General features: G+C 63.1%; 20 protein-coding genes, 1 tRNA gene and 1 CRISPR repeat array. Of the genes, 12 read left to right on the top strand and 9 right to left on the bottom strand.

Annotated elements, in window-relative coordinates:
- Nucleotides 1-33: 33 nt before the first annotated feature.
- Nucleotides 34-1056 carry a sensor histidine kinase gene (locus ACTIFE_RS02210; protein WP_439527529.1) on the top strand — a complete coding sequence of 341 codons (1023 nt, stop codon included), beginning with the start codon at nt 34-36 and terminating at the stop codon, nt 1054-1056.
- A 130-nt stretch (nt 1057-1186) separates the two neighbouring features.
- Here ACTIFE_RS02210 and ACTIFE_RS02205 read toward each other — a convergent pair whose 3' ends face one another.
- Nucleotides 1187-1384 (bottom strand): CsbD family protein, encoded by a 198-nt coding sequence (locus ACTIFE_RS02205; protein WP_268137927.1) that lies wholly within the window; start codon nt 1382-1384, stop codon nt 1187-1189.
- A gap of 197 nt (nt 1385-1581) precedes the next feature.
- On the opposite strand from ACTIFE_RS02205, the gene ACTIFE_RS02200 reads away from it, so the two are divergent.
- Entirely contained in the window at nt 1582-3168 is a 1587-nt protein-coding gene (locus tag ACTIFE_RS02200; RefSeq protein ID WP_439527528.1) for a CHASE domain-containing protein, read from the top strand.
- Nucleotides 3169-3218: 50 nt separating this feature from the next.
- Nucleotides 3219-4973: a CRISPR direct-repeat array (repeat unit 36 nt; unit sequence GTTCCGGCTGGACCGCGATTTCTGAACTGATAAGCT).
- 71 nt (nt 4974-5044) lie between these two features.
- On the opposite strand, the gene cas2 is transcribed toward ACTIFE_RS02200, so the two are convergent.
- The 3 genes from cas2 to cas9 are packed head-to-tail and all read right to left on the bottom strand — an operon-like array spanning nt 5045 to nt 9750.
- Entirely contained in the window at nt 5045-5410 is a 366-nt protein-coding gene (cas2, locus tag ACTIFE_RS02195) for a CRISPR-associated endonuclease Cas2 (RefSeq protein WP_439527527.1), read from the bottom strand.
- On the bottom strand, nt 5407-6396 hold the full coding sequence (cas1, locus tag ACTIFE_RS02190) for a type II CRISPR-associated endonuclease Cas1 (RefSeq protein ID WP_439527526.1): 990 nt from the start codon (nt 6394-6396) through the stop codon (nt 5407-5409). The genes cas2 and cas1 overlap by 4 nt, the downstream gene beginning before the upstream one ends.
- Nucleotides 6397-6450: 54 nt before the next feature.
- A complete protein-coding gene (gene cas9, locus ACTIFE_RS02185; protein WP_439527525.1) occupies nt 6451-9750 on the bottom strand; it encodes a type II CRISPR RNA-guided endonuclease Cas9 in 3300 nt (1099 codons plus the stop codon).
- 227 nt (nt 9751-9977) lie between these two features.
- On the opposite strand from cas9, the gene ACTIFE_RS02180 reads away from it, so the two are divergent.
- Nucleotides 9978-10724 carry a hypothetical protein gene (locus tag ACTIFE_RS02180; protein WP_439527524.1) on the top strand — a complete coding sequence of 249 codons (747 nt, stop codon included), beginning with the start codon at nt 9978-9980 and terminating at the stop codon, nt 10722-10724.
- Between the two features lie 12 nt (nt 10725-10736).
- Here ACTIFE_RS02180 and ACTIFE_RS02175 read toward each other — a convergent pair whose 3' ends face one another.
- A complete protein-coding gene (locus tag ACTIFE_RS02175; RefSeq protein WP_439527523.1) occupies nt 10737-11645 on the bottom strand; it encodes a LysR family transcriptional regulator in 909 nt (302 codons plus the stop codon).
- 91 nt (nt 11646-11736) lie between these two features.
- On the opposite strand from ACTIFE_RS02175, the gene ACTIFE_RS02170 reads away from it, so the two are divergent.
- Both ACTIFE_RS02170 and ACTIFE_RS02165 read left to right on the top strand, forming a co-directional pair.
- Nucleotides 11737-12339, top strand: coding sequence for an NAD(P)H-dependent oxidoreductase (locus ACTIFE_RS02170; protein WP_439527522.1), 603 nt, complete (start codon nt 11737-11739; stop codon nt 12337-12339).
- Nucleotides 12340-12342: 3 nt separating this feature from the next.
- On the top strand, nt 12343-12741 hold the full coding sequence (locus ACTIFE_RS02165; protein WP_439527521.1) for a DUF6220 domain-containing protein: 399 nt from the start codon (nt 12343-12345) through the stop codon (nt 12739-12741).
- Nucleotides 12742-13035: 294 nt separating this feature from the next.
- Here the strand turns inward: ACTIFE_RS02165 and ACTIFE_RS02160 are convergent.
- Nucleotides 13036-13125, bottom strand: a tRNA-Ser gene (locus ACTIFE_RS02160).
- A gap of 708 nt (nt 13126-13833) precedes the next feature.
- Between ACTIFE_RS02160 and ACTIFE_RS02155 the strand changes: the two genes are divergently transcribed.
- The 7 genes from ACTIFE_RS02155 (at nt 13834) to ACTIFE_RS02125 (ending at nt 22154) form a co-directional block, all read left to right on the top strand.
- Entirely contained in the window at nt 13834-15210 is a 1377-nt protein-coding gene (locus ACTIFE_RS02155) for a septal ring lytic transglycosylase RlpA family protein (RefSeq protein ID WP_439527520.1), read from the top strand.
- Between the two features lie 192 nt (nt 15211-15402).
- On the top strand, nt 15403-16545 hold the full coding sequence (locus ACTIFE_RS02150) for a D-alanyl-D-alanine carboxypeptidase family protein (RefSeq protein ID WP_439527519.1): 1143 nt from the start codon (nt 15403-15405) through the stop codon (nt 16543-16545).
- A gap of 41 nt (nt 16546-16586) precedes the next feature.
- Nucleotides 16587-17237, top strand: a complete 651-nt coding sequence (gene tmk / locus ACTIFE_RS02145) for a dTMP kinase (protein ID WP_439527518.1) — start codon at nt 16587-16589, stop codon at nt 17235-17237.
- On the top strand, nt 17230-18303 hold the full coding sequence (locus ACTIFE_RS02140; RefSeq protein ID WP_439527517.1) for a DNA polymerase III subunit delta': 1074 nt from the start codon (nt 17230-17232) through the stop codon (nt 18301-18303). The genes tmk and ACTIFE_RS02140 overlap by 8 nt, the downstream gene beginning before the upstream one ends.
- Nucleotides 18304-18390: 87 nt before the next feature.
- Complete coding sequence (metG, locus tag ACTIFE_RS02135) at nt 18391-19953, top strand: methionine--tRNA ligase (RefSeq protein ID WP_439527516.1); 1563 nt, start codon at nt 18391-18393, stop codon at nt 19951-19953.
- A gap of 591 nt (nt 19954-20544) precedes the next feature.
- Nucleotides 20545-21333, top strand: coding sequence for a TatD family hydrolase (locus ACTIFE_RS02130; protein ID WP_439527515.1), 789 nt, complete (start codon nt 20545-20547; stop codon nt 21331-21333).
- Nucleotides 21330-22154, top strand: coding sequence for an MBL fold metallo-hydrolase (locus tag ACTIFE_RS02125; RefSeq protein ID WP_439527514.1), 825 nt, complete (start codon nt 21330-21332; stop codon nt 22152-22154). The genes ACTIFE_RS02130 and ACTIFE_RS02125 overlap by 4 nt, the downstream gene beginning before the upstream one ends.
- Nucleotides 22155-22183: 29 nt before the next feature.
- On the opposite strand, the gene rsmA is transcribed toward ACTIFE_RS02125, so the two are convergent.
- Genes rsmA through ACTIFE_RS02110 form a run of 3 tightly spaced genes read right to left on the bottom strand, consistent with a single transcriptional unit; the run spans nt 22184 to nt 25012 of the window.
- Nucleotides 22184-23026, bottom strand: coding sequence for a 16S rRNA (adenine(1518)-N(6)/adenine(1519)-N(6))-dimethyltransferase RsmA (gene rsmA / locus ACTIFE_RS02120; protein ID WP_439527513.1), 843 nt, complete (start codon nt 23024-23026; stop codon nt 22184-22186).
- Entirely contained in the window at nt 23023-24060 is a 1038-nt protein-coding gene (pdxA, locus tag ACTIFE_RS02115; protein ID WP_439527512.1) for a 4-hydroxythreonine-4-phosphate dehydrogenase PdxA, read from the bottom strand. The genes rsmA and pdxA overlap by 4 nt, the downstream gene beginning before the upstream one ends.
- 16 nt (nt 24061-24076) lie before the next feature.
- Nucleotides 24077-25012 carry a SurA N-terminal domain-containing protein gene (locus ACTIFE_RS02110; protein WP_439527511.1) on the bottom strand — a complete coding sequence of 312 codons (936 nt, stop codon included), beginning with the start codon at nt 25010-25012 and terminating at the stop codon, nt 24077-24079.
- Nucleotides 25013-25050: the final 38 nt, after the last annotated feature.

Below are 25050 nucleotides of genomic sequence, written 5' to 3'. Positions count from 1 at the left end.
GCTGGCGTGCCGGGGTTGTGTTGGAGTTTTGATGTGAGCCATCGTTTGACCTGGCAGAATGCCGGACAGTCCGACGCGCAGATGCGGGAATATCTCCTGCTTGCTTTGCAGCGATCCGGTGTCTGTGTCCTGTTGCAGTCCGCCAGTCTGGATTACCTGTATCTCGCCAATCTGCCGGCCTGCTGGCCTTTCGACCGGGCGGCTGGCGCTCCGTCGGATGTGTCGGTGTTTGGAGCCGATCTTGCGGCGCGCCTGCGGCGGCTGAAGCAGGAGGTTCTCGGCACTGGGGAAACGCGATGCCTCGATGCCGTGGCCGGTGAAGACGGGCTTTTCAACTTCCGTGTCGAGCTGGTCGATGGCTTCGGGACCCAGCCACATCTTCTGACCACGATTACCGATCTGACCGAGAAAACCCGGCGTGAAAAGGTGCTGCGGGCGTTGCTGCGGGAAGTGAGCCATCGGTCAAAAAACCTGCTCGCCATCATCCAGAGCCTGGCAACGCAGACCGCACGCCGGTCGACCACGCTCGATCAGTTTCTGGCCAAGTTCCGGGGCCGGCTTTTCTCGCTGGCGCAGTCACAGGATCTCGTCACGCAATCGAACTGGCATGGGGCGCAGTTCAAGGAACTCGTGCGTCATCAGGTCAACCGCTACATTCCGCAGCAGGGAGCTGCTGTGGAGGTGCTGGGGGAAGACGTGCTGCTGGATCCCAATGCCGCCCTGCATGTCGGCCTTGCGCTGCACGAACTGATGGTGAACGCGGTCAGTTACGGTACGGCGGTCTCCCTCGGGCCGCCGGTGACGGTTCGCTGCAGCCGGGTTCAGGAGCAGGGAAATGACTTGCTGGAAATCGTCTGGCTGGAGAGCGTGACGCCGGGCGCGGGCGCGGGCGCGGAAGCGACGGACATGCGCAGCGACGGGCAATTTGGCAGCACCGTGCTGGAGCGTGTCGTTCCGGCCGCCGTCAATGGCAGGGCGGAGTACCATCTGACGCCACGCCTTGTGTCATACCGGCTGGTGTTTCCAGCCGGGTGTGGGGACGGGGACGCGGAGTGAGACTTCAGCCTGCAGACCTGACGATAGCTGCGACCGTCCGGGAGGATGCGGCCATGTCAGGCTTGCAAGGGGCGCCCAGGCCAGCGCAGTCGGCCTGGGCGATCATCAGATCAGGTGATCGGTGAACGGATTAGTTGCGCTTCAGCCAGTCGTCGATCTCACGTTCGGCCTCGTCCTGCGCTTTGCCATAGCGCTCCTGCAGAAGGCCGGAGAGCTGCTTGCGGTTGCCTGCGATCACATCCAGCTCGTCGCCGGTGATCTTGCCCCACTGGGCCTGGACCTTGCCCTTGAATTGCTCCCAGTTGCCTTCGATCTGGTTCCAGTTCATTGCGAACTCCTTTGCGATTGGTTTCGTGTTGACTGGAGCTGCGCGCTGCTCGAGAGGTTAACGGTTGGTCGGGGTTTTTGTTCCGGTCTGGTCCGCGTGGTCTTGGACATCGCGGAAAGGTCGCAGAATTGCCTTCTGCAAGGAATAGCTTCGCTCTAATGTTATTGGTCCCTGCCGCCCGAGGTTCGCTTTCCATCATGAAACGCTATCTGCCCGTGATCGTTTTCATGATCACGTCCCTCATCGGCCTGGTGATGACTTTCGTGCTGTTTCAGGCCGAGCGGGCGGCTGAGCAGGGGCGCTTCGACGTTCTGGCGCACGAGGCCAAGGGGCGCATTCAGGCCCGGGTCGACCAGCGCAAGGCGCTGCTGACGGCAACGCTTTCCTATTTCGAAGCGAACCGGGGGCCGCTGAGCCGATCCGAATTCCAGATCTTCGTACAAGGGCTTGATCTCAGCGACGAGGGACGCGGCATGCAGGGCCTTGGCTTTGCCAGGCTGGTGCCAACCGGCGACGAAGCCCGTGCCAGTGCCGAGTTGATGAAGAACTACGGGATCACGCAGGACATTTGGCCGGATACGGACCAGGAATGGCGCGCTCCGATCGTGTTGCTCGAGCCGCAGGATCCGCGCAATTCCCGGGCGCTGGGGTTCGATATGTACAGCGAGGAAAGTCGACGCGCCGCGATGCAGGCGGCCTTGGAAACGGGCGAATTGCGGGCTTCCGGACCTGTCGAACTGGTGCAGGAAAACGGTGACGACCCGCAGACCGGCTTCCTGTTCTACATTCCCTACCGCACCAAGGGCGAAACCGAAGGCTTCGTCTATGCCCCGTTCCGGGCCGGCAACCTGCACAAGATGGCGCTGGACTATCCAACACCCTTGCCGGTGCTGGTGGAAAGCTGGGACATTACAGATGGAGGTCGGCAGCCCCTGTTCCGCTCGGAGGGATATGAGCAGGTTGCAGGGCGCCTGCAGGAGCCGGTGACGCGGCAGGTCGAGGTTGGCGGCCGCACCTGGTCGATCTCGGTGGTGGCACGGATCCCGGTGAATGGCGGCATGAGCCACTGGCGGTCCTTTATTCTCGGCACGGTGTCACTGCTGTTCGCTGCCGCGCTGGCTGTGTCGATCCGCAACCAGATGCGCGCCGTTGAAGCCCGGCGGGAGGTTGTTCGGATCTCGCAGCAGGCAATCGAGGAAAAGGACCTCCTGCTGCAGGAAATGAAGCACCGGATCAAGAATTCCATTGCCCGGATCCTCGCCATGGCGCGCCAGACGGCGGCCAGCGCCGGGACGCTCGACGCCTTCTCCGCCTCATTTTCCGCCAGACTGCAGGCCATGGCCAACGCGCAGGACCTGCTGACCCGATCCCGCTGGCAGAAAGCGGCCTTGCGCGACCTGCTGACACAGGAACTGGAGCAGGTCTTTGGCAGCGGGCTCGACGGCGCGGCGCTGGATGGGCCGCAAGTCATTCTCGACGAGAAGGCGACGCATGCGCTGGGGTTGATCACCCATGAACTGGCGACCAACGCGCTAAAATACGCCGGGATCGGCGAGGGCGGCGGAAAGCTCAGGGTCGCCTGGCGGATCGAAAAGGAGGGGACCCGGCGGGTGCTGGGTCTCGACTGGCGCGAAGAAGGCAGCGCTCCGGTGACTGCCAGCGAGCGCAAGGGCTTTGGCACACGGCTGATTGATGCAACGGTCCGCGGCGAGCTGGGTGGCACCATCGAACGCACATTTGCGCCGAACGGGCTCACCGTCCGGCTGCGCTTTGCCATCGCCTGAGCGGCGGCACACCCGTGGCCTTCGCCTTCTTGCCCAGGAGGGGGCAAGCATGTCCGGCTGGGCTGGGATTTGTGAACTGATAAGCTTGTACCAAGCCGTGCCAGAAGCTCCGGCCTGTTCCGGCTGGACCGCGATTTCTGAACTGATAAGCTCGCAGCAAATCGGATCCGTTGGCGGATGTGGTTCCGGCTGGACCGCGATTTCTGAACTGATAAGCTCAAATGCCCGCGTAACGGCACGGTTGTTGAGTTCCGGCTGGACCGCGATTTCTGAACTGATAAGCTCTGCCCGCTATGGCGGCACGACGGCCTCGGCGTTCCGGCTGGACCGCGATTTCTGAACTGATAAGCTTGCGCCTGACCTACGGCGCTGACCTGCGCTGTTCCGGCTGGACCGCGATTTCTGAACTGATAAGCTACACCGCCGGGTCGGTGCCTTCGACGGTCCGTTCCGGCTGGACCGCGATTTCTGAACTGATAAGCTGCCTCTGAAGTGACCTTGAATGAGCTTTTGGTTCCGGCTGGACCGCGATTTCTGAACTGATAAGCTTTTCCGCATCGACGGGAATGGTGGACTCGCGTTCCGGCTGGACCGCGATTTCTGAACTGATAAGCTTCGGCAATGGCATCGAGACACGGCTGGATGCGTTCCGGCTGGACCGCGATTTCTGAACTGATAAGCTAGCGGACTCACTTTTTCAAGCCCTTGAATCGTTCCGGCTGGACCGCGATTTCTGAACTGATAAGCTGAACCGTCAGCGCGTCAAGCTCGCCGATACGTTCCGGCTGGACCGCGATTTCTGAACTGATAAGCTGTCCGCCCCCGACGACGCGCCCCGCCCGAAGGTTCCGGCTGGACCGCGATTTCTGAACTGATAAGCTGCCCGATCACACAGATCGGCGCGCATGTCGGTTCCGGCTGGACCGCGATTTCTGAACTGATAAGCTCGCAGCAAATCGCAGTCTCTGGCGGATGTGGTTCCGGCTGGACCGCGATTTCTGAACTGATAAGCTCCTGCCGATCCTCGGGCCCGATGCCGTGCAGTTCCGGCTGGACCGCGATTTCTGAACTGATAAGCTGAGATCCTGACAGGGGAAGCGCCGCCAAGCGTTCCGGCTGGACCGCGATTTCTGAACTGATAAGCTGGGTCAAGGATCTGATCGACGCCGAAAACCGTTCCGGCTGGACCGCGATTTCTGAACTGATAAGCTGGCGAGTTCCGGCGGGCGCATGGCGCGCGGGTTCCGGCTGGACCGCGATTTCTGAACTGATAAGCTGCGGCCGGGAAGCGGATGCCCTCCTCGACGGTTCCGGCTGGACCGCGATTTCTGAACTGATAAGCTTACCACGTGATGCGTCACGCCCAGAACCTGGTTCCGGCTGGACCGCGATTTCTGAACTGATAAGCTAAGTTTCGGCGGTTTTGGCTCACCTTGATCGTTCCGGCTGGACCGCGATTTCTGAACTGATAAGCTGTGTCGGCGGACACGACATGCACATGCACGGTTCCGGCTGGACCGCGATTTCTGAACTGATAAGCTTCGAGCGTGGCTTTACTCAGGGCCAGTTGGGTTCCGGCTGGACCGCGATTTCTGAACTGATAAGCTACCGCTTCAGTGCTTGCCATGGAAGACGAGTTCCGGCTGGACCGCGATTTCTGAACTGATAAGCTGCCGAATATCTCGGTTGCAATCCGATCTGAGGTTCCGGCTGGACCGCGATTTCTGAACTGATAAGCTTGCAGGCGGGCATTGTCAACTCAGCAGAGGGTTCCGGCTGGACCGCGATTTCTGAACTGATAAGCTAGGTTCCTGCCCAATTTCTTGAAAAACAAGGGAAATTGGGCAGTTTCCTGCGCGTAAAAAGGCATGAACCGTCAGAACAGGGCCAGTTGTTCCGGATTTTTCTTCCGCTTCTTGCGGGCCTGATCCGAGAACCGAACGATGTTTTCATACTGGCGATCCGTGAACTGGAAGATGTAGATGTCGCCCCATTCCGGCAGGGCCTGTTCAATCTGCCGAACATAGGCGTCAAACTTTTCCTTGCTGGCGCAAAACCTCAGATAATTGGAAAGCTGGCTCATTTCAAAGCCGATATCCAGCAGAAACTGGCGGAATTTGGTGGCCGCGTGCCTTTGTTTCTTTGTTTCGACCGGCAGGTCGAATGTCACAAGCATCCACATGATCCTGTATCCGCTCAAATGGGTGGCGCCACTGTTTGCCTTGAGATTGCGCTTGTTCATGTCTGTCGATCTCCTGTCAGCGGGGGGGCTGGCTCGGGCTCGGGATCTGGTTCCGGATCTGGTCCCGGATCGTGGGGCCAGCCCAGTGTCTGCAACGCGCCCGGCAGGGGCAGGAGGGGCAGGGCGAGAACGGGGAGGCCGGTTTCGAAGCTGACCGCAAAGGAATGGGTCAGCCGCTGCACCTGTACGGACAGCGGGCTTGTGCCGTCCGGCGTCTCAAGGTCAAAGCTCGCAAGGGCGGCCAGCCGCTGCTTGGCCGTGCGGTCCACTTCGGTGATGCCTTGCCGGATGAGGTTCAATACCAGTTGATCGACGAGAGGCCGGTACGGCTCCATCAGATCGTCTGACAAGGGAAAGCTATTGCCCCGGTTGGCGTGGAAAATGCCAAGGCCGGGATGCAGACCGGAGGCGCAGATGGAGCGGGAGACGATGGCACGCAGCACCGTGTAGCCATAGTTCAGCAGGGCATTGGCGCCTTCCGCATTCTGATCGCGCCGGAAGTCCGGCCCCATCAGCGCCTGCCAGTAGCGCCGCGCTGCCTGGGCCTCGATATTGTCCGGGTCGCCGGATCGCACCTTGCGGGCCAGCAGGGAAAAAGCCCCGGCCTCCTGCCCGTTGCAGGCCAGCACGTGGCCCTGCATGCGCACCTTGGCGGTGACAACCTGCTGCCAGAGCTGCTTTTTGAGAGGCTTCGAAGCGCCAGCTTGCGCCTGCATGCGCCCGCCCTGCGCATGATGGCCTGCCAGTGGCCAGACCACCGAGACCGGCGCATGATTGGGCGCGCAAAGCACCACCGGCACATTGCGTTCCGCCATCTGCACGAAAACATGGTTGGACCATGTGGTGCCATGCGCATGCACGATCACCGCGCCGATATCATCCAGCGCGATACGGCCAATTTCGGCGTCCCTGTCCGAAACCGTAAGAAAACCGCGATGGACCGCGAGGTGCAGCCCATCGCTGGAAATGTCTAACACCCTGTTCATGCGCCAAGGCTGGCACAGGCAGGTGAATCAACCGGTAAGCGAACTATTTGAAGTTTATCGCTTGGATTGCTTTTTCAGTCTGGAGGCCCGGTCCTGCGGGCCGGGATCAAACACCTTGCCGGTTGCATCGATGCGGATCTGGCGGCAACCGCTGTCCTTCAGGCTGCTGGCCATGCGGGAGATGTACTTGAAGGGGTCCTGTTCGTTGCTGGTTGCATCGCGGGCCTTCAGGTTACCACTCTCGTTATGGGCGGCGAAGGTTATCTGCCCGTTCTGCCGGAACTTGACCACACGCACCAGGAGCCGCCCGCCGTCCGGCGCATTCAGGGCCACCATGTCATCCTGCTGCAACCTCAACACCCGGCGGGCGGTGGGGTTTTCCGCATGGAAACGCGACTGCCAGCCCGGTTGGTGCGCGTCGAACATGGACACGACTTCCGCATGCCACTTGCCATCCAGCGTTTCCCACACATCGTAGCGCTGGTTGGCATCGCCCTTGTAGCCCTTGTAGACTCTGCCATCGCGGTCCCTTATGCCGATGACCGACAGCGGTTCCGTCAGGCGCACATGGCGGATGCCGTGATAGTGGTGGAAGCCCTTCTTCTTGCGGAAGGCATCCAGCGCAGCCTGAAACGCCTTGCCATCAGGAATGCCGCGCAACTCCTGCTCCAGCACCGCCCGCAGCGCTTCATCCCGGATGGACGGAATATCCTTGGACGTGAGCGAGAGGAACGGCTTGCGGCGCACCACAATGGTGTTGCCGCGTGCATCGGTTTCGCCGGTCAGGCCATAGGCCGTGTCATTGTGCAGCCGTCCGGCTGTCTGCCGCCGGGCCGGATCCTTCGCCTTGCGGCCTGCGGTGCCGTGATCCGGCTTGTGGCTGACGATGATGCCGCGCACCGCCGTTGCCACATCCTCGCGGAATCCCTCCCAGGGCTTGTTCGTTGCCGCCGCCTCCTTCACCAGCGTTTCGAGCTGCTGCGCCTCCAACCTGCCGGCCGCATTGGAGATGCGGTTGAGCAGACTGCGGCCGGTGACGCCAATGACAATGGCATCAATGGCATGGTGCCGGTGGTCCTTGCGGTTCTTCTCCTGCGCCGTCTCGCCCAGGTGGCTGTCGGCCAGAATGCTGTTCAGCCCCCAGTTCCGCCGCAGCATTTCGGTCAGGCGGCCGGGAGAGACGCGGATGTGGTTGCGCCGTTTCAGTTCTCCCACCTCATCGGCTTCTTCTTCCGGGAAAAGGCAGGCGAGATATTCCAGTGCCATCCGGGACAGATATTGCGTGTCCGTCAGCTGGCGGGCAAGAAACCCGCCCTCCTTCTCGAACCGCTGCATGGCATCGGGGGCGAAGCGGTCCCGCTTGTTCTGCGGCAGGCGGGCGGCACGGGACAGGATCTCGTCAAAGTGGTCCTGCCACTCGGTCACCTCAGCCGGGGCCCGGTTGCGCTTCACCCGGTTTGCCTCGCGCAGGCACAGCAGCTTGTTGCCATGGCTGTCATCCAGCGTGCGGGACCAGGGCAGGATATGGTCGATGTCCACAAGCCCCCGCTCGTCAAACAGCATGGAAATGCTGATCGGCTTGCCCGTGTAGATGCAGCACCGGTCTTCAGGCTTGCCCGGATTCAGGTCTTCCCACAGCCGCAACAGGGTACGGTAGTAGCCAGTATTCGGAATCCCGTTCTCTTCCAGCGTCTTGCCCCGGCGCTCCGCATCGCGGGTGTTGCGGGCAATGGTGCGGTTGACTTCTTCTTTCTGCCGCTCGGAGAGCTTCAGATCGCGCGCCAGTTCCACCGCAATTTTCGCAGGCTTGCCGTAGCGCCCGATCAGGGCGTTCATGACGTGGCGCAGCTGGTTCAGGGCGATATGCACCGTGGGATTGGTGAAGCGGCCCTTTTCGATGTCGTAGGGATCGTCCGGGTTGTTGGTGCCCGGCGGAATGCGGTGCTGCAGGATCTCCTGATAGGGCGGCAGCTGGTCCTCGCCTTCATCGCTGCCGCCGCCAAGGCGGGCATGATCATAGTCGCAGCGCTTCGCTGCCTCCGCCTCGGTGATCACCTCCGCCTTCAGCTCCTCCAGCATGTCCTGCAACGCTTTCTTGCCCAGCCGCCCATGACCTTCAGGCAGTTGGACATTGCCGATGGCCGCCGCCTGTTCGCCGTGAATGCCGAATTCACCGTGCAGCCACTCGAACAGGCGGACGGGGTCTTCTTCCTCCTTCAGCCGCTCGATGATGGCCCATTGGTCTGCCTGGCTGAAGCTGCCCCAGCGCGGCCCGAAGCGGGTCTTGCCGCTCAAAAGGGCATAGACTTCATTGCCCTTCAGCTTTGTCCGGCTTTCGCTTTCCTTGTTGAGCCGCTGGTCCGGGCGCAGCTTCAGCACCGTGCGCAGTTCGGTGAAACTCGCCTCACGGCTGACCTGCAGCTTCGTCACCAGAGCATTGCGCTGGTCCAGCGTCAGCTTCTTGTGGGTCAGATCCGGCTCCACAATCTCAAGCTCGTTGACCTCCTTGTAGAGGCGGAACTCCTGAAACAGCGGATGCGCCTTCGACAGGCGCTCTTCATGGGTGTTGAAGTAGCATTTGCCCACCTTCGGCTTCTTCAGCGGGCGCTGGAAGAACATGACCTTGAACAGGTGATCGCGCCGTTCCGGCGTCAGAATGTCCCGATAATGGCTGGCCTGCGCCTCCCAGATGCGGTGGAACTCGTCTTCCAGCAGCTTCCGCTCAGGATAAAAGGCATAGCCTTCCCCCTCCAGGTCCAGCGCGCCGGAGCGCAGCCGCACGGTCTGGCCCAGCGCATGGCGCCGGGCGAGCCACTCGCCATAGGTCCGCGACCCGTCCCGATGCATGGCGGCGCGAAGCTCGTCGATGCCAAGGGCAATCTTGCCCTTGTCGTTGTCCTTGCGGTCCGTCTTGCGGTTGGACTTGAAGCCCCGCCGCTGGCCAAGGTGATACAGCGCACGGCCAATGTGGAAGAGCGGCAGCTTCTCCTCAAGCGCGAGGGCGCGCAGGGCATAGGGGTTGCGAGTGGGCTGGCTGGAACCGCTCCGCGGATCAGAGGTTTCGCGCAGCAGTGCCTGCCGCGCGGAGGATGTATCCGGCAGCAGGCCGGTCTCGGCCAGCGTGCGCAGCGTTGCCCGCTTGCGCCGCAATGTCCGGTCCCGCCGGCGCGACATGGCCCGCGCCATCCGCCGCGCCTCTGCCAGCGAAGCCTTGGACTTCGGGTCGCGTCCGTCTGAGAAGATCCGCACCCCGGCATCCGTAATCCGCACCGGATCGCCGTTGCCGCCGAGAGCCAGAACGGCCCAGCCGATCGAGTTTGTGCCGATGTCGAAGGAGAAGAGTGGCCCCCGCAATTTCAACCTCCATAAGCCTATGAATCGACATTACATCTTGACAATCAGCGATGCCGATTGCAACCTAGGCTTACTTAGCAGTTCAGAAATCGCGGTCTGGTCGATAACACGCTCTAGACAGCACCAAATAAGGCGGCTCCTCCGGGGGCCGCTTTTCATTTGGGCTGTTCCCATTTCGGGTGGGGTCATGCCAGATGCTGCAAGGCAGCAGCATGGAGGTATCCGGCATGATCAGGTTTTGCGAGCTGGACGACCGGAACCCGGCGCTCAGTCTGTCGCCGCTGGTGCGCGGGGTGGAAAAGACACTTGGCTGGATGGCGGAGCATGGCGATATTCCGCTGACGCCCGGGAAGGCCTTCAAGCGCTCTTTCGTGCATTGGGCGGCGGCCGAGTTTGCCTGGCCGGGGCATACGGCGGAGGAGCTTTTCGCGATCTGCAAGGTGCTCAATGAAGGTGACTTCATGCCATTGCAGATGCTGCACGGTCTCATGCTCGCGATGCGGCTTGGCCGTCACTACAAGGGCGAATTCAGGCTGACGAAGGCAGGTCGGGATCTTGCGGAACGGCCGGGGCGGATCTTCAGCACCATGGTTCCTGTCTTCCTGTTCCAGCTCGATCACGCCAGTCTGTCCGCCCGCAAGGAAGAGGCACCTCCTCTGGTCAATTGGGATGTGTTTCTCAACGTGCTGAATGTCGAGACACGAAACGGAGCCTCCGGCGACCAGCTTCGCCGTGTGTTTTTCGGTGAGCCGGAATCAAGTCCCGCCTGGCAGCATGATCACGCGATGAGAGACCTCTACATCAGCGTCTTGCGTCCGCTTTGCTGGGCAGGGCTTCTGCAGAAAACAGAAGTCGCCGGAAGCTTCAGCTACAGCGATGCCATATTTTCGAAAACACCCCTGTGGCAGGCGGCCTTGCGGCTGGATACGGATGGCATGGTTCGCTTCCGATCAGCACCGAGAGATCAAGCCTGAAGATACCCTGCTTCAGCCTGCAGCAATCTCCCGGAAAATTTCCCGGATCGTGGCAATCACATGGGTGATCACCTGATCACCAGCTTGCCGCCTGTGCCAGGCGAGGTGAAGCGGAAAGCCATCGACGGCAATCGGCGGCGTTGCACCGACGAGGTTGCCATCCTTGTGCCGGGCAAAGCTGTGGCTGGGCAGCAGCGCCAGAAAATCGGTTCGCATCAGGAGATCAGGAACAAGCTGGAAAGTTGGAACAACGAGCCCGACCCGGCGGCTCAGCCCCAAGGCCGCCAATTGTGCATCGACCGGGGTGCGATGATCGCCGCGCCCGGAGACCGTGACATGTGGCCAGGCAAGCCATGTTTCCAGATCCAGATGGCCTTGAGCCGGATGCCCCTTGCGCATGGCAACAACGTAGGTCTCCTGCAGCAGCGTCACGCGCATGATGTCGTCGGGCTCGGACATGAACACGGTGATCGCCAGATCCGCATCGCCATTGATCAGCGCTGAGACTGCCGCGCCCGATCCATGCCAGGGCTGGATGATGACTGTAATCCCCGGGGCGGATTGCCGTAATTTTTCCAGCAGCAGACCGGTCATCATGGCGGCCGGAAGATCGGCGGTCGTGATGCGGACCGTTCGCTCGATGTCCTGCAAGGGGACATCCTGCGGGCCGGTCAGACCCTGTATCCCGGCCAGAACCGACTTGAGCGGGGCACGCAGGGCTTCACCGCGCGGCGTCCGCAGCATTCCGCCCCGGCCCCGTTCCAGCAAATCATCCCCAAAGAGATGCCGGCAACGCTGCAGCGCACTCGAAACGGCTGGCTGCGACAGGTTCAGCCTTTGCGCCGCACGCGAGACATGCGCCTCATCAAGCAGGGCATCGAGAATGACAAGAAGGTTGAGATCGATGGATCTTAAATTCATGAAACAGATAATGGCATATATCGATCATTGATTGGAGTGATTTTCATCCTGCCTCTAGCCTTCAGCCATCACAGACAAGCAGGAGGCAGACATGAACAAGACCCTCATTCTTCTCTTTCATCCGGACATTACCAAATCGAGGGCAAATGCAGCCCTTGCGGCGGCGGCGCGGCAACTGCCCGATACCGACGTCGTCGACATGCAGGCGCGCTATCCCAGCGGTCAGATCGACATGTTTACCAATGGCGCCGCAGAAGCTGAGATGCTGCTTGGCGCTTCCCGCATCGTGCTGCAGTTCCCGGTCCAGTGGTACTCGACCCCGGCGCTCCTCAAGGCATGGCAGGATGCGGTTCTGACGCGCATGTATTATGTCAGGGCAGACACAGAAGGGGCCCGGCTCACCGGGACGCCGCTGATGATTGCCGCGACTGCCGGCAATGTCGCCGAAGCCTATGGGCCCGGCGGCCGGAACCACTATACGATCGGCGAAATCCTGACGCCGCTGAAAGCCATGGCCCATCGGTGCGGATTGCCTTGGCACGCGCCTCACATCCTGTTTGCAGCGGGGCACCTGTCGGACGGGGCCCTTGCGGACGCCGCTGCACACTATGTTGCCGCGCTGAAGCGCTTCGCCGCTTGGGTTCCGGTGCCCGTCACGGCTTCACCGTCGATCCTGCAAAATGAGGGGGTCTGACCCATGACCAGTCTCAAGCACGACACGCTCCAGCACCTTGACCGTGGCACACCGGCGGTTTTTCTCTGGTCGGCGCGGCTTCTGCCAGCAATGATTGCGGGGCAGTTCCTGCTTGCCGGACAGGCCTTGTTCGGTGGTCAGTCCTGGGCGATGCACAGCACGCTGGGCACCCTTATTGCCTTGCCCCTGATTGTTCTTGTCGTCGGGGCCGCAGCTTTTCGTCACCTGCGCGGGTTTGGCTGGTGGGCAGGGGTGATCTTCGGACTGTACATCCTGCAGGTGCTGCTGGGCGCGGCGGGGCCTGCGGCACTTGCCTTTCACCCGTTCAACGCAGCCCTCCTGCTGACGGCTTCCCTCGTGCTCCTGTTCAAGGTCGAGAGGCGGCGCAGCCATCATCTCTGACGAGGGCTGTCAACTGGAAGCCTGGATATTGCGCGCGCCGGATATGGACGCAGACTGTGCCCATCTGCCATCTTCAGAGGCTAGTCCGTGGCCGTCGCCTTCTCGATCGTGGCGTTGCTGTGCAATCCAACCCTCCGCCCCATGCCCGCATTTTTCCGGACCGGTGCCCACACTGTGCCCGCAGGTGATGTGGACTTGCTGAGACCGCATCGGACAGCGCGAGACGAACATCCGGCGCAAACCTTGGACTATCAGCCAAGTTCGGGACGGGGCGGGATGACATCGGAGGCGGAATGGCGGAAGAGGTGGGATTCGAACCCACGGAACGCTCTCACGCTCGCCGGTTTTCAAGACCGGTGCCTTAAACCACTCGGCCACTCTTCCGTTGTTTTCCGTTTCTCGCCTTTGCGCGGGAATGTCAAGCGGAGGGGGTGGCTTAAGATGGGGATGCGATGGGGAGGGGGCCGTCGACCCATGAACTGTGGGCAGGGGTCGGGTCGACGGCCGGTGCCGGGAGGGGCCCAGCCTGCAGCGCGGCGGGGCGGCCTGCTGCAGTGACATCTTGGTAGCACCGGACATCCGGACCGGAGTGTGACGGCCATCACACTCCGGACGGTTCGCAGCCACGCCGCGCGGCGGCCTTGTCGGGTGGACTGGTGGACCAGGTGGCTGACCGGGTGGCAGCGGTAACCGGTCTTGGCATCTGAGTCGGCCAGCCCGGGGGCAAAGACGGCCTTGCGGCCAGGGACGTCGGGAGATTGGTGCTCCCGAACCTGGACCTGGCAGGCCGGCTGAACAGGTTTCTGCCGGCTGGTTGCCTCGGCCAAGGCCGTGCGGTGATTTGGGCACTTGGCGGAGCGGTAAGGATCGGGTAACGACTATAGCGTTAACTGCGATCAGCAGCATTCTGCGGGGGCGGGATGCGGCTGTTGCGTGAGCGCAACCGTTCGAGTTTATGTCCACCGGGATGCGACGGGAACGGGATCTGTGCCACGACCGCGAGACAAGAGCCGATCAACGGCGAAATGGACCGCGTAAGCCTGGGGCCGCCAGACGCGTGATGAGTGGGACGGCAGTATGCAAGGGATTGGCGTGAGCCGACTGACCCCGACTTCCGGGACCGATCTGACTGGGGCAGCCGCAGGTGGCCACGATGCCGGATCTGTGTCCCCGGCTGATCCGAGCTTTGGCGGATCCTGTCGGCCTGCGCGTCGCCGGGTGACATCCGGGATCCTGGTTGCGGTCGCTGCAGCGCTGGCTTTGGCCGGCTGCGCTTCGGCCCCGCCCAAGAAACGTTCCAGCGAGTATTTTCCTGAATCAAAATACGGGGTGAAGGCCAGCCCGCGTATCGTTGCGGACGGACAGGCCGTGCCGAAAGGCGGCGGCCGGGATGTCACTGGCAAGCCCTACAAGGTGGCTGGGCGCTGGTACTATCCAAAGGAAGACCCGAACTACAAGAAAACGGGTTTTGCCTCCTGGTACGGCGAAGCCTTCCATGGCCGCAAGACAGCCAATGGCGAGATCTTCGACCGCAATGCGCTGACCGCAGCTCATACGACCATGCCGTTGCCGTCCTATGCGCGGGTGACGAATGTGGCCAATGGCCGCTCCATGATCGTGCGTGTCAATGATCGCGGACCTTTCCATGGCAACCGCGAGATCGACCTGTCGCAGCGTGTTGCCAAGATGCTCGGCACCAAGGCGGCGGGTGTTGCCAAGGTCAAGGTCGAATACGTCGGTCGCGCTCCGCTGCATGGCCGGGACGAAGCGTTCCTCATGGCGTCCTACAACGGCCCGGACGCCGTCACGCCGGGTGGCACAATGCCGGGCACTATGATTGCCCAGGCAACGCCGCCGCCGGCAGCCGTTGCCCCTGCTATTGCCGCTCCGGTGCTGATGGCATCTGCCGCAGACACGCTTGGGGCTGCTGCGTCCACAGGCGGTATTCGGGCTCCGGCTCCAAGGCCGTTCCTGATTCCAGCGTCCGTTGCTGTTGCCAGTGCGTCTGGATCCACCCCCGTTTCCAATCCGGCGTATCAGGTGGCCTTCGATCCGGCCTCCGTCTATGAAGTCGGCGGGTCTCCGGTGATGGTGGCATCGGCCTCTCCGGCCATGACTTCCGGGCAGTACCAGGCGGCGCCGGCTGCGGTACTGCCATCGGCAGGTCTGGCGCCGGTCTCCTATGACAGCGCACCGTCTGCGGCCCCGGCCCTCGGGACGCCGCCGCAGACGCTCGGTACGCTGCCGGTGCACCTGCCGGCGCAGGGCTTGCAGCAGCCTGCAGCCTATGCTCCCCAGCCGGTGCAGTCGCCGTTCGAGGGCCTTCAGCCGTCGGGCAGCGGACCGCGCAACCTGTTGCTGGGCGGCGCTATCTCGTCCTACGCGGCCAATGACCGGATCAGTTCCGCGCATTCGGCCTTTGGCGCATTTGAGGCGAGTGCAGTTCCCCTGAACGTCCTGAACCGCTAAACTTACCCGGCAGGTTGAAGCCGGGAATTGTCGGGCTATGACAGCCGCGGCTGGGCGAAGGGGGGAGCTTTGGCACGTCAGCGGTTCGCGAACCTGATACCGGGCGGCTCGGGCCGCCTGACAGCCCGCGCAAGCAACGTTCTCCGCAACGCAAACGGTTCCGGCACATGGGCGTCTTTTCAGCGCCTGGCCGTGAGGCTTTTGCTTTGCGGTCTGGTCCTGTCGGCCCCGCCAGCCGCTGTCGCCGCCGATGTCGTCTCCACAAAGGCGCCGGTCGCCTATCTTCAGGATCTGTCAGCGGACACGCTGCTTTTTGCCAAGGACGCGGACAAGCCCTTTGCGCCGGGGTCGATCGCCAAGATCATGACCGCAGCGGTGGTGTTCGATGCGCTGGCAAAGGGCGAGATTGCGCCAGATACGCTCTACACCGTCAGCGAACACGCCTGGCGCACGGGTGGGGCGCCGTCGCGAGGCGCGACCATGTTTGCGGCAGTGAAAAGCCAGATTTCGGTTGCCGACCTGCTCGCAGGCCTGATCATCCACAATGCCAATGATGCTGCCCTGGTTCTGGCCGAAGGCCTGTCAGGATCGGACGCTGCATTTGCTGCCCGGATGACGGCCTTCGGCACGCAGATTGGCCTGAACGGATCGCGTTTTGCCAGTGCGACAGGCCTAGATGGCGATTCATCTCAGGTGACTGCACGAGATCTGGCGACCCTCGGCCGTTATCTGTTGCAGCAACATCCGGACCAGCTTGAGCTGTTCACCCGGCCCGAGTTTACCTGGAACAACATTTTCCAGCGCAACAAGAGCCCGTTTCTCGGCGAGATCCGAGGCCTTGACGGGTTTGGTGGCGGGCAGTCGGAACGGGACGGGTTTTCAGGTCTGATCACGGTCGAGCGGGACGGGCGGCGCATTGTCGGTGTGCTGGCGGGATTGCCGACGGACAAGGCGCGCCTGACGGCACTCAAGGAACTTGCAGATGTCGCCTGGGACAGTTTTGCGACCGAGCTGCTGTATGATGCAGGCGCAAAGGTTGGCGAGGCGCGGGTGTTCGGGGGGATTGCCGGCGTTGTGCCTCTTGTGGCCAAGGACAGGATCGCGGTACTGCTGCCGCTCGGTGGAAGCATGGGCTACCGGCTGCGCCTCGTCTATTCCGGGCCGCTTGTTGCTCCGGTGCAGGAAGGCGCGACAGTCGGCGAGTTGCGGGTGATCGGGCCTGATGATGCGGTTGTCTACCGGGCACCTGTCGTGACGGGCGCTGCTGTGCCGCAGGGAAGCCTGGGCGAGCGGGCGCTCAACGGCGTCACCGAGTTGTTGTTCGGCTGGATGTAAATGAAATGCGGCGCGGGATGCGTTGCAGGCAAGAGGTCAGGGTGCGCGGCAGGTTCATTACCTTTGAGGGCGGCGAGGGCGCGGGCAAGTCGACGCAGATCCGCCGGTTGCGCGAGCGGCTGGAAAAGGCCGGTGTGGCCGTCACCGTGACGCGTGAACCTGGCGGCTCGCCCGGGGCGGAAATGATCCGCGAGGTGCTCTTGTCCGGCAAGGCCAAGAGCCTCGGGCCGCGCGGTGAAGCGATGCTGTTTGCCGCCGCCCGTGCTGACCATGTCGATGCCACGATCCGCCCGGCGCTGGACGCAAGGTCCTGGGTGCTGTGCGATCGCTACGCCGATTCGACCCGGGTCTATCAGGGAGAAGCCGGCGTTGACGGCCAGATGCTGGATCTGCTCGAACTTGCTGCCACGGCAGGCCTGGTCCCGGATCTTACCATCCTGATCGATATTCCCGCTGAAATCGGACTGAAGCGTGTTGAGGCGCGCAGCCACAATCCTGCCGGCACCGCGCCGGACCGGTTCGAAGCTGATACGCTTGCCGTGCATGAACGTCGGCGGGCGCTGTTTCTGGAACTGGCGGAGGCGCAACCCGAACGGGTCACCGTTGTCGACGGAACCGGCGATGTCGCCTCGGTCGAAGACGCGATCTGGCGGGCGGTGGAAGCCCGCCTGGGGCTGGCTGGACATGGCTAGGGTCCAGGTCATAGAGGCAGCGCCTGAAATCGACGAGATCGACGGCGTGGCGCTGCCGCGTGCGCAGATGACGCTGTTCGGTCATGATGCCGTGGAGCGCGAACTGGTTGCGGCCTACGGGTCGCAGCGGTTTCATCATGCCTGGCTGATCGGCGGGCCGAAGGGGATCGGCAAGGCGACGCTGGCGTTTCGCTTCGCCCGCTTTGCGCTGGCTCATCCCGACCGGTTCTCACCGGTCGTGGCAGCCGTCGAAAGCCTGGCCGTTGCGCCGGAGCATCCTGTGGCGCGGCAGGTGGCGGCCGGTGCCCATCCCAATATCCTGCATCTGCGCCGTCCCTGGGATGACAAGGGCAAGCGCTTCAAGCAGGCGCTGCCGGTGGAAGAAGTGCGCCGCACCGTGTCGTTCTTCGGCACCACGGCCTCAGGTGCCGGCTGGCGCATCTGTATCGTCGACGCGGCCGATGACATGAATGCGTCCTCAGCCAATGCGCTCCTGAAGATCCTGGAGGAGCCACCTGCGAACTCGCTGTTCCTGGTTCTCTCGCATGCGCCCGGACGCCTGCTGCCGACGATCCGCTCGCGCTGCCGTCGTCTTGATCTTGCGCCGCTCAACCAGTCCGAGCTTGCCAGGGCGCTGCCGGCCATCACTGGAACGGCTCCGGATGCCGAGACGCTCGCCGACATAGCCCGGTTCGCCGATGGCAGCCTGCGCTCCGCCTTGCTGTTGATGGACGGGCAGGGGCTGGCCGTGAACCGGGGCTTTCTCGCCATGGCAGAGCGACTGCCGCAAATCGATGTGATCAAGCTACATGCCTTTGCCGATCTGGTGGCCGCGCGGGGGCAGACCGACAACTGGGAGGCGTTCCTCTCCGTCGCCCGCGACTGGCTGCACCGGCGGCTCCGGGGCGCTGATGCTGCAGTGCCCACCCGGCTTGTCAGGTGGACGGAGGTATGGGAAAAGATGGGCCGCGCGGCGGCTGATGCCGAAGCGCTCAATCTCGACAAGAAACAGGTTGTGATCGACGTGTTCCGGAGCTTTTCCGAAGTCATGCGAATGCCGGGTTGAGCGTTTCTCCAACGCGTCGCCGCCGCTGATCTTTGCCCGGTCCTACTCCGATACCTGTCCGCCCCTCGCTGAAAGCGCCCGACCCTGATGACCGACAAGCCCCGCTACTACATCACCACCGCGATCTCCTATCCCAATGGTGTGCCGCATATCGGCCATGCCTATGAGGCGATTGCGACGGACGCCATGGCGCGGTTCCAGCGGCTGGACGGCAAGGATGTTTTCTTCCTGACCGGTACGGACGAGCACGGCCAGAAGATGCTGCAGACGGCGCGCAAGGAAGGCATCACGCCCCGCGAGCTGGCGGATCGCAACTCGGCCCGGTTCCGCGCGATGGTCGAGACGCTCGGCTGCACCAACAACGACTTCATCCGCACCAGCGAGGAGCGGCACTACACGTCGAGCCAGGAAATCTGGCGCCGGATGCTGGCCAATGGCGACATCTACAAGGACAGCTACTCGGGTTGGTACTCGGTCCGCGACGAGGCCTATTATCAGGAAGGCGAGACGGAGCTGCGCCCGGACGGGGTGCGCTACGGCCCACAGGGCACGCCTGTGGAATGGGTCGAGGAGGAGAGCTATTTCTTCCGCCTCAGCGCCTATCAGGATCGGCTTCTCGCTCATTACGAGGCCAACCCGGATTTCATCGGCCCGTCGGAGCGCCGCAACGAGATTGTCAGCTTCGTCAGCCGCGGCCTGAAGGACCTGTCCGTGTCGCGCACCACCTTCGACTGGGGCATCCCCGTGCCGGACGACGAGCGGCATGTGATGTATGTCTGGGTCGACGCGCTCACCAACTACATCACCGGCGTCGGTTTCCCGGATGAGAGCGATCCGAAGTGGGCCTACTGGCCGGCGGATGTGCATGTCATCGGCAAGGACATCATCCGCTTCCACGCGGTCTACTGGCCGGCCTTCCTGATGGCAGCCGGCGTGCCGCTTCCCAAGCGCGTCTTCGCCCATGGGTTCCTCTTCAACCGCGGCGAGAAGATGTCGAAGTCGGTCGGCAACGTCATCGATCCGTTCAACCTGGTCGAGCATTACGGCCTCGACCAGACGCGCTACTTCTTCCTGCGCGAAGTGCCGTTTGGGCAGGACGGCAACTACAGCCACGAGGCCATCGTCAACCGCATCAATGCGGATCTGGCCAATGACCTTGGCAACCTGGCCTCGCGCTCGCTGTCGATGATCGCCAAGAACTGCGATGGCGCGCTGCCGCAGCCGGGGGCGTTCTCGGAGGCCGACCAGGCGATGCTGGATCAGGCGGACGCCATGCTGGAGACCTGCCGCGCGGCATTCGGCAAGCAGGAGATCCACCATGCGCTCAATTGCGTCTGGGCTTGCGTTGCCGAGGCGAACCGCTATTTCGCCGCGCAAGAGCCCTGGGCGCTGAAGAAGACCGATCCTGCGCGCATGAACACCGTGCTCTATGTCACGGCCGAGGTGATCCGCCAGATCGCGATCCTGGCCCAGCCGGTGACGCCGCTTGCGGCCTCCAAGCTGCTGGATGGCCTGCAGGTTCCGGCGGGCCAGCGCAGCTTTGCAACGCTTGGCGCCGCCGGCCGGCTGGCGCCGGGCGTGGCCATCACCAAGCCGGAACAGGCCTTCCCGCGCTATGTCGAGCCGGAGGCAGACGCTAGCGAGGGCTGAGCGGGGATGGGAGCCCGGGTCAGGTCGGGACCGCTGGGGCAAGGAGGAGCGTCTCGCCGCAGCACCCCTTGAGGGGTGTATCGCAATTGCAGCTGACGGTTTTCAAGGCCTCTCAGCGCCCCTCCCCCTCGTGGGGAGGGGTGGGGGGTACGGGAGGTAGTCAAATCACAAAGCGTTTGAAGCAGGCCTGGTCAGGAACGTAAGGAATCTGGATTGAAGTCCGCTCCCCCCCCCCCCCCCCCCCCCGCGGGGGAGGGGAGCGGAGAGGCTCCGACAGGGTTAGCTGTTTCGGCTCAGTCCTTCGCATCGAACATGTGCCAGACTTCATATGCGATAGCCCTGCCCCTTGAGGGGCAGAGGGGGGTAACGGTCCCTCCGATCATCCGGGATGTGGTTTCGTGTCGACAGGCTGACACCCCCCTCTGTCTGCTGTCGCAGACATCTCCCCCTCAAGGGGGGGGAGAGGGAGCCAGACGATACGGGGAAGCAAGATCCGGAACAGGAACGACAGGCGCAGGGCAGGTCTCGGGGAACCCGGCATCGTCCACAGCCTGTCCTTTGATTTTACAGTCGTTTTCCACAGGATGTCCCATGCTTGTCGACAGTCATTGCCACCTGGATTTCCCCGACTTTGCCGAGGAGCGGGATGCGGTCATCGCGCGCGCGCATGCGGCCGGGGTGAGGCTGATGGTGTCGATCTCGACCCGTGTGCGGAAGTTCCCGCAAGTGCTTGCAATCGCTGAACAGTACGACAGCGTCTATTGCTCGGTCGGCACCCATCCGCACAATGCGCATGAGGAACTGGACATCACCGCCGATGAGCTGGAGCGGCTGGCGGCGCATCCGAAAGTGGTGGCCATCGGTGAATGCGGGCTCGATTATTTCTACGACAAGTCGCCGCGCGAGGCGCAGGCCCAGGGGCTTCGTACCCATATCGAGGCGGCGCGCCGCACGCAGTTGCCGCTGGTGATCCATTCGCGCGATGCCGATGACGACATGATCGCCATCCTGAGCGCCGAGATGGAAAAGGGCGCTTTCCCGGCGGTGCTGCACTGCTTTTCCTCCGGGCCTGAGCTCGCCCGGCGCGGGGTGGAACTGGGGCTCTATGTGTCCTTCTCCGGCATCCTGACCTTCAAGCGCTCCGACGAAATCCGTGCGATTGCCGCCAGCGTGCCGCGCGACCGGCTGCTGGTGGAGACCGACAGCCCCTATCTGGCGCCGCAGCCCCGGCGCGGCCAGCGCAACGAGCCGGCCTATACCGCCTTCACCAACGAGACGCTGGCCGAGGTGCATGGGGTGTCGCCGGAGGAAATGGCGCGGCAGACGAGCGAGAATTTCTTCCGTCTCTTCTCCAAGGTGCCGCGCCCGGAGGCTGCATGAGCGCAGTGCTGGAAATCACCATCCTCGGCTGCGGCTCGTCCGGCGGTGTGCCCCGGATCGGCAATGACTGGGGCAGCTGCGATCCACGCAACCCGAAGAACCGCCGGCGGCGCTGCTCGATCCTCGTGCGCCGGATCGGTGAGGCCGGGGTGACGACGGTGCTGATCGACACCGGCCCGGACATGCGCGAGCAGCTGCTGGGCGCCGAGGTCGATCATGTTGACGCCGTGCTCTACACCCACGCCCACGCGGATCATCTTCACGGTATCGATGACCTGCGCATGTTTGCCATCCGCGAACGCCGGCGCATTCCCGTCTACATGGACGCGGAAACCTCGCGCCGCTCGCGCGAGGCCTTCGGCTATTGTTTCGAGACGCCGCCGGGCTCATCCTATCCGCCGATCCTCGACGAACACCGGCTGGTGAAGGACATGGAGACGGTGATCAGCGGGCAGGGGGGCGATATCCGCTTCCTGCCCATCGAGGTGCATCACGGCGACATCGATGCGCTCGGCTTCCGCTTCGACGATGTGGCCTATCTGCCGGATGTCTCCGGCATTCCGGAGGAGGCGGTGACGCGCTTTGCCGGGCTGAGGCTCTGGATCATCGATGCCCTGCGGCGTACCCAGCACCCGAGCCATTTTTCGCTGAGTGATGCGCTCGGCTGGATCGCCGACCTGCAGCCGGCGCAGGCCGTTTTGACCAACATGCACAATGACATGGACTATGCTGCGCTTTGCGAGGCGTTGCCCAGGGGTATCGTGCCGGCCCATGACGGAATGGTGCTGCGGTTCGGCAGTGGTGCGGTTCCCCTGGGCTGAATGCCGGCAATGTCACCGCTTGAACGCGATTACGCCTCGGCAAACCGCGCAGCGAGCCGGACCAGCCCGGCGATGTCGATTTCTTCGGCGCGGGCGGTGGGGGCGATGCCGCAGTCCGTGATGCGTTGTTCTGCATCCGGCTTCAGCCCCTTCAGCGAGGCGCGCAGCATCTTGCGGCGCTGGCCGAAGGCGCAAGCGGTCAGGCGCTCGAGGTCCTTCAGCCTGCCCGGCAGAGGGGCCAGGTTCGGCTCGAGGTGGACCACGGCGGAGGTGACCTTCGGTGGCGGCGTGAAAGCCTGCGGGCCAATGTCGAACAGGATGCGGGCGCGGGTGCGCCATCCGGCCAGCACGCCGAGCCGGCCATAGTGGTTGTCGCCGACGGTTGCGGTGATGCGCTCGCCGACTTCCTTCTGGAACATCAGGGTCAAGGAGGACCAGAAGGGCGGCCAGTCGTCCGTCGTGATCCAGTTCAGCAACAGCTGGGTGCCGACATTGTACGGCAGGTTGGCAACGATCCGGATCGGATAGCCCTCGCCGAGCGCGGCGACATCGACCTTGAGCGCGTCTCCCTCGATGACATCGAGCCTGCCCGGGTAGCGGGCGCTGATCTCGGCAAGGGCCGGAAGGCAGCGGCTGTCCTTCTCAATGGCGACAACCTTGCGCGCACCATTGGCCAGCAAGGCGCGTGTCAATCCACCGGGCCCCGGTCCGACTTCGATGACCGTTGCATTCGTCAGGTCGCCGGCGGCCCGGGCAATCCGGGAGGTCAGGTTCAGGTCGAGCAGGAAATTCTGGCCAAGCGACTTCTTGGCATCGAGGCCGTAGGTGCGGATGACGTCGCGCAGCGGCGGCAGGTCGTCAATCTGGCTCATGCGGCCCTGTCATCCTTGTTGAGCGCGTCGTTCCGGCTGAGGGCGGCTGCCATGCGGACGGCAGCGGCAAAACTGTCCGGTCGAGCCTTGCCGGTTCCGGCAATGTCAAAGGCCGTGCCATGATCGGGCGATGTCCGCACGAAGGGCAGGCCGAGCGTCACGTTGACGGTGTCGTCAAAGCCGATGGTCTTGACCGGGATCAGCACCTGGTCGTGATACATGCCGAGAACCACGTCATAGGTTTCGCGGGCCGCCTCATGGAACAATGTGTCGGCGGGCCAGGGGCCGGTGACATTCAGGCCTTCACCCTTCAGCACCTCGAGCACCGGCGCGATCACGTCGCGGTCCTCGGTCCCCATGCTGCCACCTTCGCCGGCATGGGGGTTGAGGCCGGCAACGGCAATGCGCGGCTGTTTCAGACCAAAGCGGGTGACCAGGTCGGCGTGGACGATCCTCGCCGTGTCGGCAATGAGCCTGGCGGTCAGGAACTGTGGCACTGAGGCGAGCGGGACATGAATGGTGACCGGGACGACCATCAGCCTCGGTCCGGCGAGCAACATCACCGGCTGGAACGGGCCGGTGGCGAAGCGGGTTGCCAGTTCGCCGAGATATTCGGTGTGTCCGGGATGTTCGAACCCGGCGTCATAGAGCACTTTCTTGGCGATCGGATTGGTCACGACCGCAGCGGCCAGGCCCTGGCGGACATCCTCGACACAAGCATCGATGGAGGCGATGACACTGGCGCCGGTATTCGCTGCCGGAGCGCCTGGTCGATCAGACATCGCGCTGCCTGTCGGCACGACGGGCAATGCATCCTCAAACAGTTCGGCTGCGGTCTGCGGCGTACAGGCCAGGACCGGCACCGCCAGCCCTAGACGGGCTGCCCGCGCGCGGAAAAACTCCGGGTCACCGCGTACATAAAACGGCGGAAGGTCAAATGGCCCGCGCCGGGTCCAGGCCAGCAGGGTGACATCGGGACCAATTCCGGCGGGCTCGCCGCAGGTGACGGCGAGGGCAGGGCGGAGAGATGTCATGTGGCGCCGGCCCGGGTTATTTGTAGACAATGACCGCCGAGCGACGCAGTTCCTGGATGTAGCGGCGGGAAAGCTGATCGCCTTCTTTCTGCCGAAGGTCATCCTCGATGGCGGTGCGGGCGGAAATATCAGACTTGATCTCGCGTTTCTTGCAGACCGCAATCATCTGGATCCCGCGATCGCCGTCCTGCGGAGCGGTCAGGCGGCCAACTTCCGTCTTGCCGATCTCGTCCTTCATGTTGGGCGGGAGTTCGGTCTCGAGGCGAAAGCCAACGGACTTGACGACGACTTCGGACAGCGCGCGGGCCTGGGGCACACCCTGTTCACAAGAGGTGAAACTCTTGCGCAGGCTTTCGGCCTCGCGCTTGCGCTGGGTCTTGAAGGCGCCGCTCGACTTTGCCGGAACGACAAAGATCACCTGCTGCAGCTCATACTCGATGCTGATCGGCGGCTCGGACTTGTCCTTCTCGCCGGCCTTCTGCTTCTGCAGGGCATTGACGATATCGGTCTCGCTGATCTGCACTTCGGTACGGAAGCGCATGCGAACGAGTTGCTGCCAGGCCAGTTCTGCCTTGAGCCGGTTGCGCAAGGTGTCCGGGTTGACACCGGCCTGGCGCAGGGCTGCGGCCAAGTTCGCCGGGGTCAGCTTCACACGACTGGCGATGCTGGCAAAGGCCCCGTCGACTTCGGACTTCGAGACATTGATGCCCATGCGCCGGGCTTCGCGCAGCTTGAGCACCTCGTCGATCAGTTCTTCCTGTGCCTCGCGGGTCGCGGCACCGCTGCTTTTGCGCTGGGTGAGGGTGATCAGGCGGGCGCGCTGGCTGATGTCGTAGGACGTGACAGCCTGGTCGGCAACGATGACCTTGATGGCAGACTGCGCCACGGCGTGCGACGCAGGGGCGGTTGCCAGAAACAAGGCCATGCATGCGAGGCGAAATGACTTCTTCATGTTCAGACTGGCCGGACCTTGATGCCCGGCGCCTCCCT

Source organism: Pannonibacter sp. (assembly GCF_051860505.1).
Classification (GTDB): Bacteria; Pseudomonadota; Alphaproteobacteria; order Rhizobiales; family Stappiaceae; genus Pannonibacter.
The sequence above is the reverse complement of the archived record's forward strand: the minus strand, read 5'-3'. Positions and strand labels throughout refer to the sequence as shown.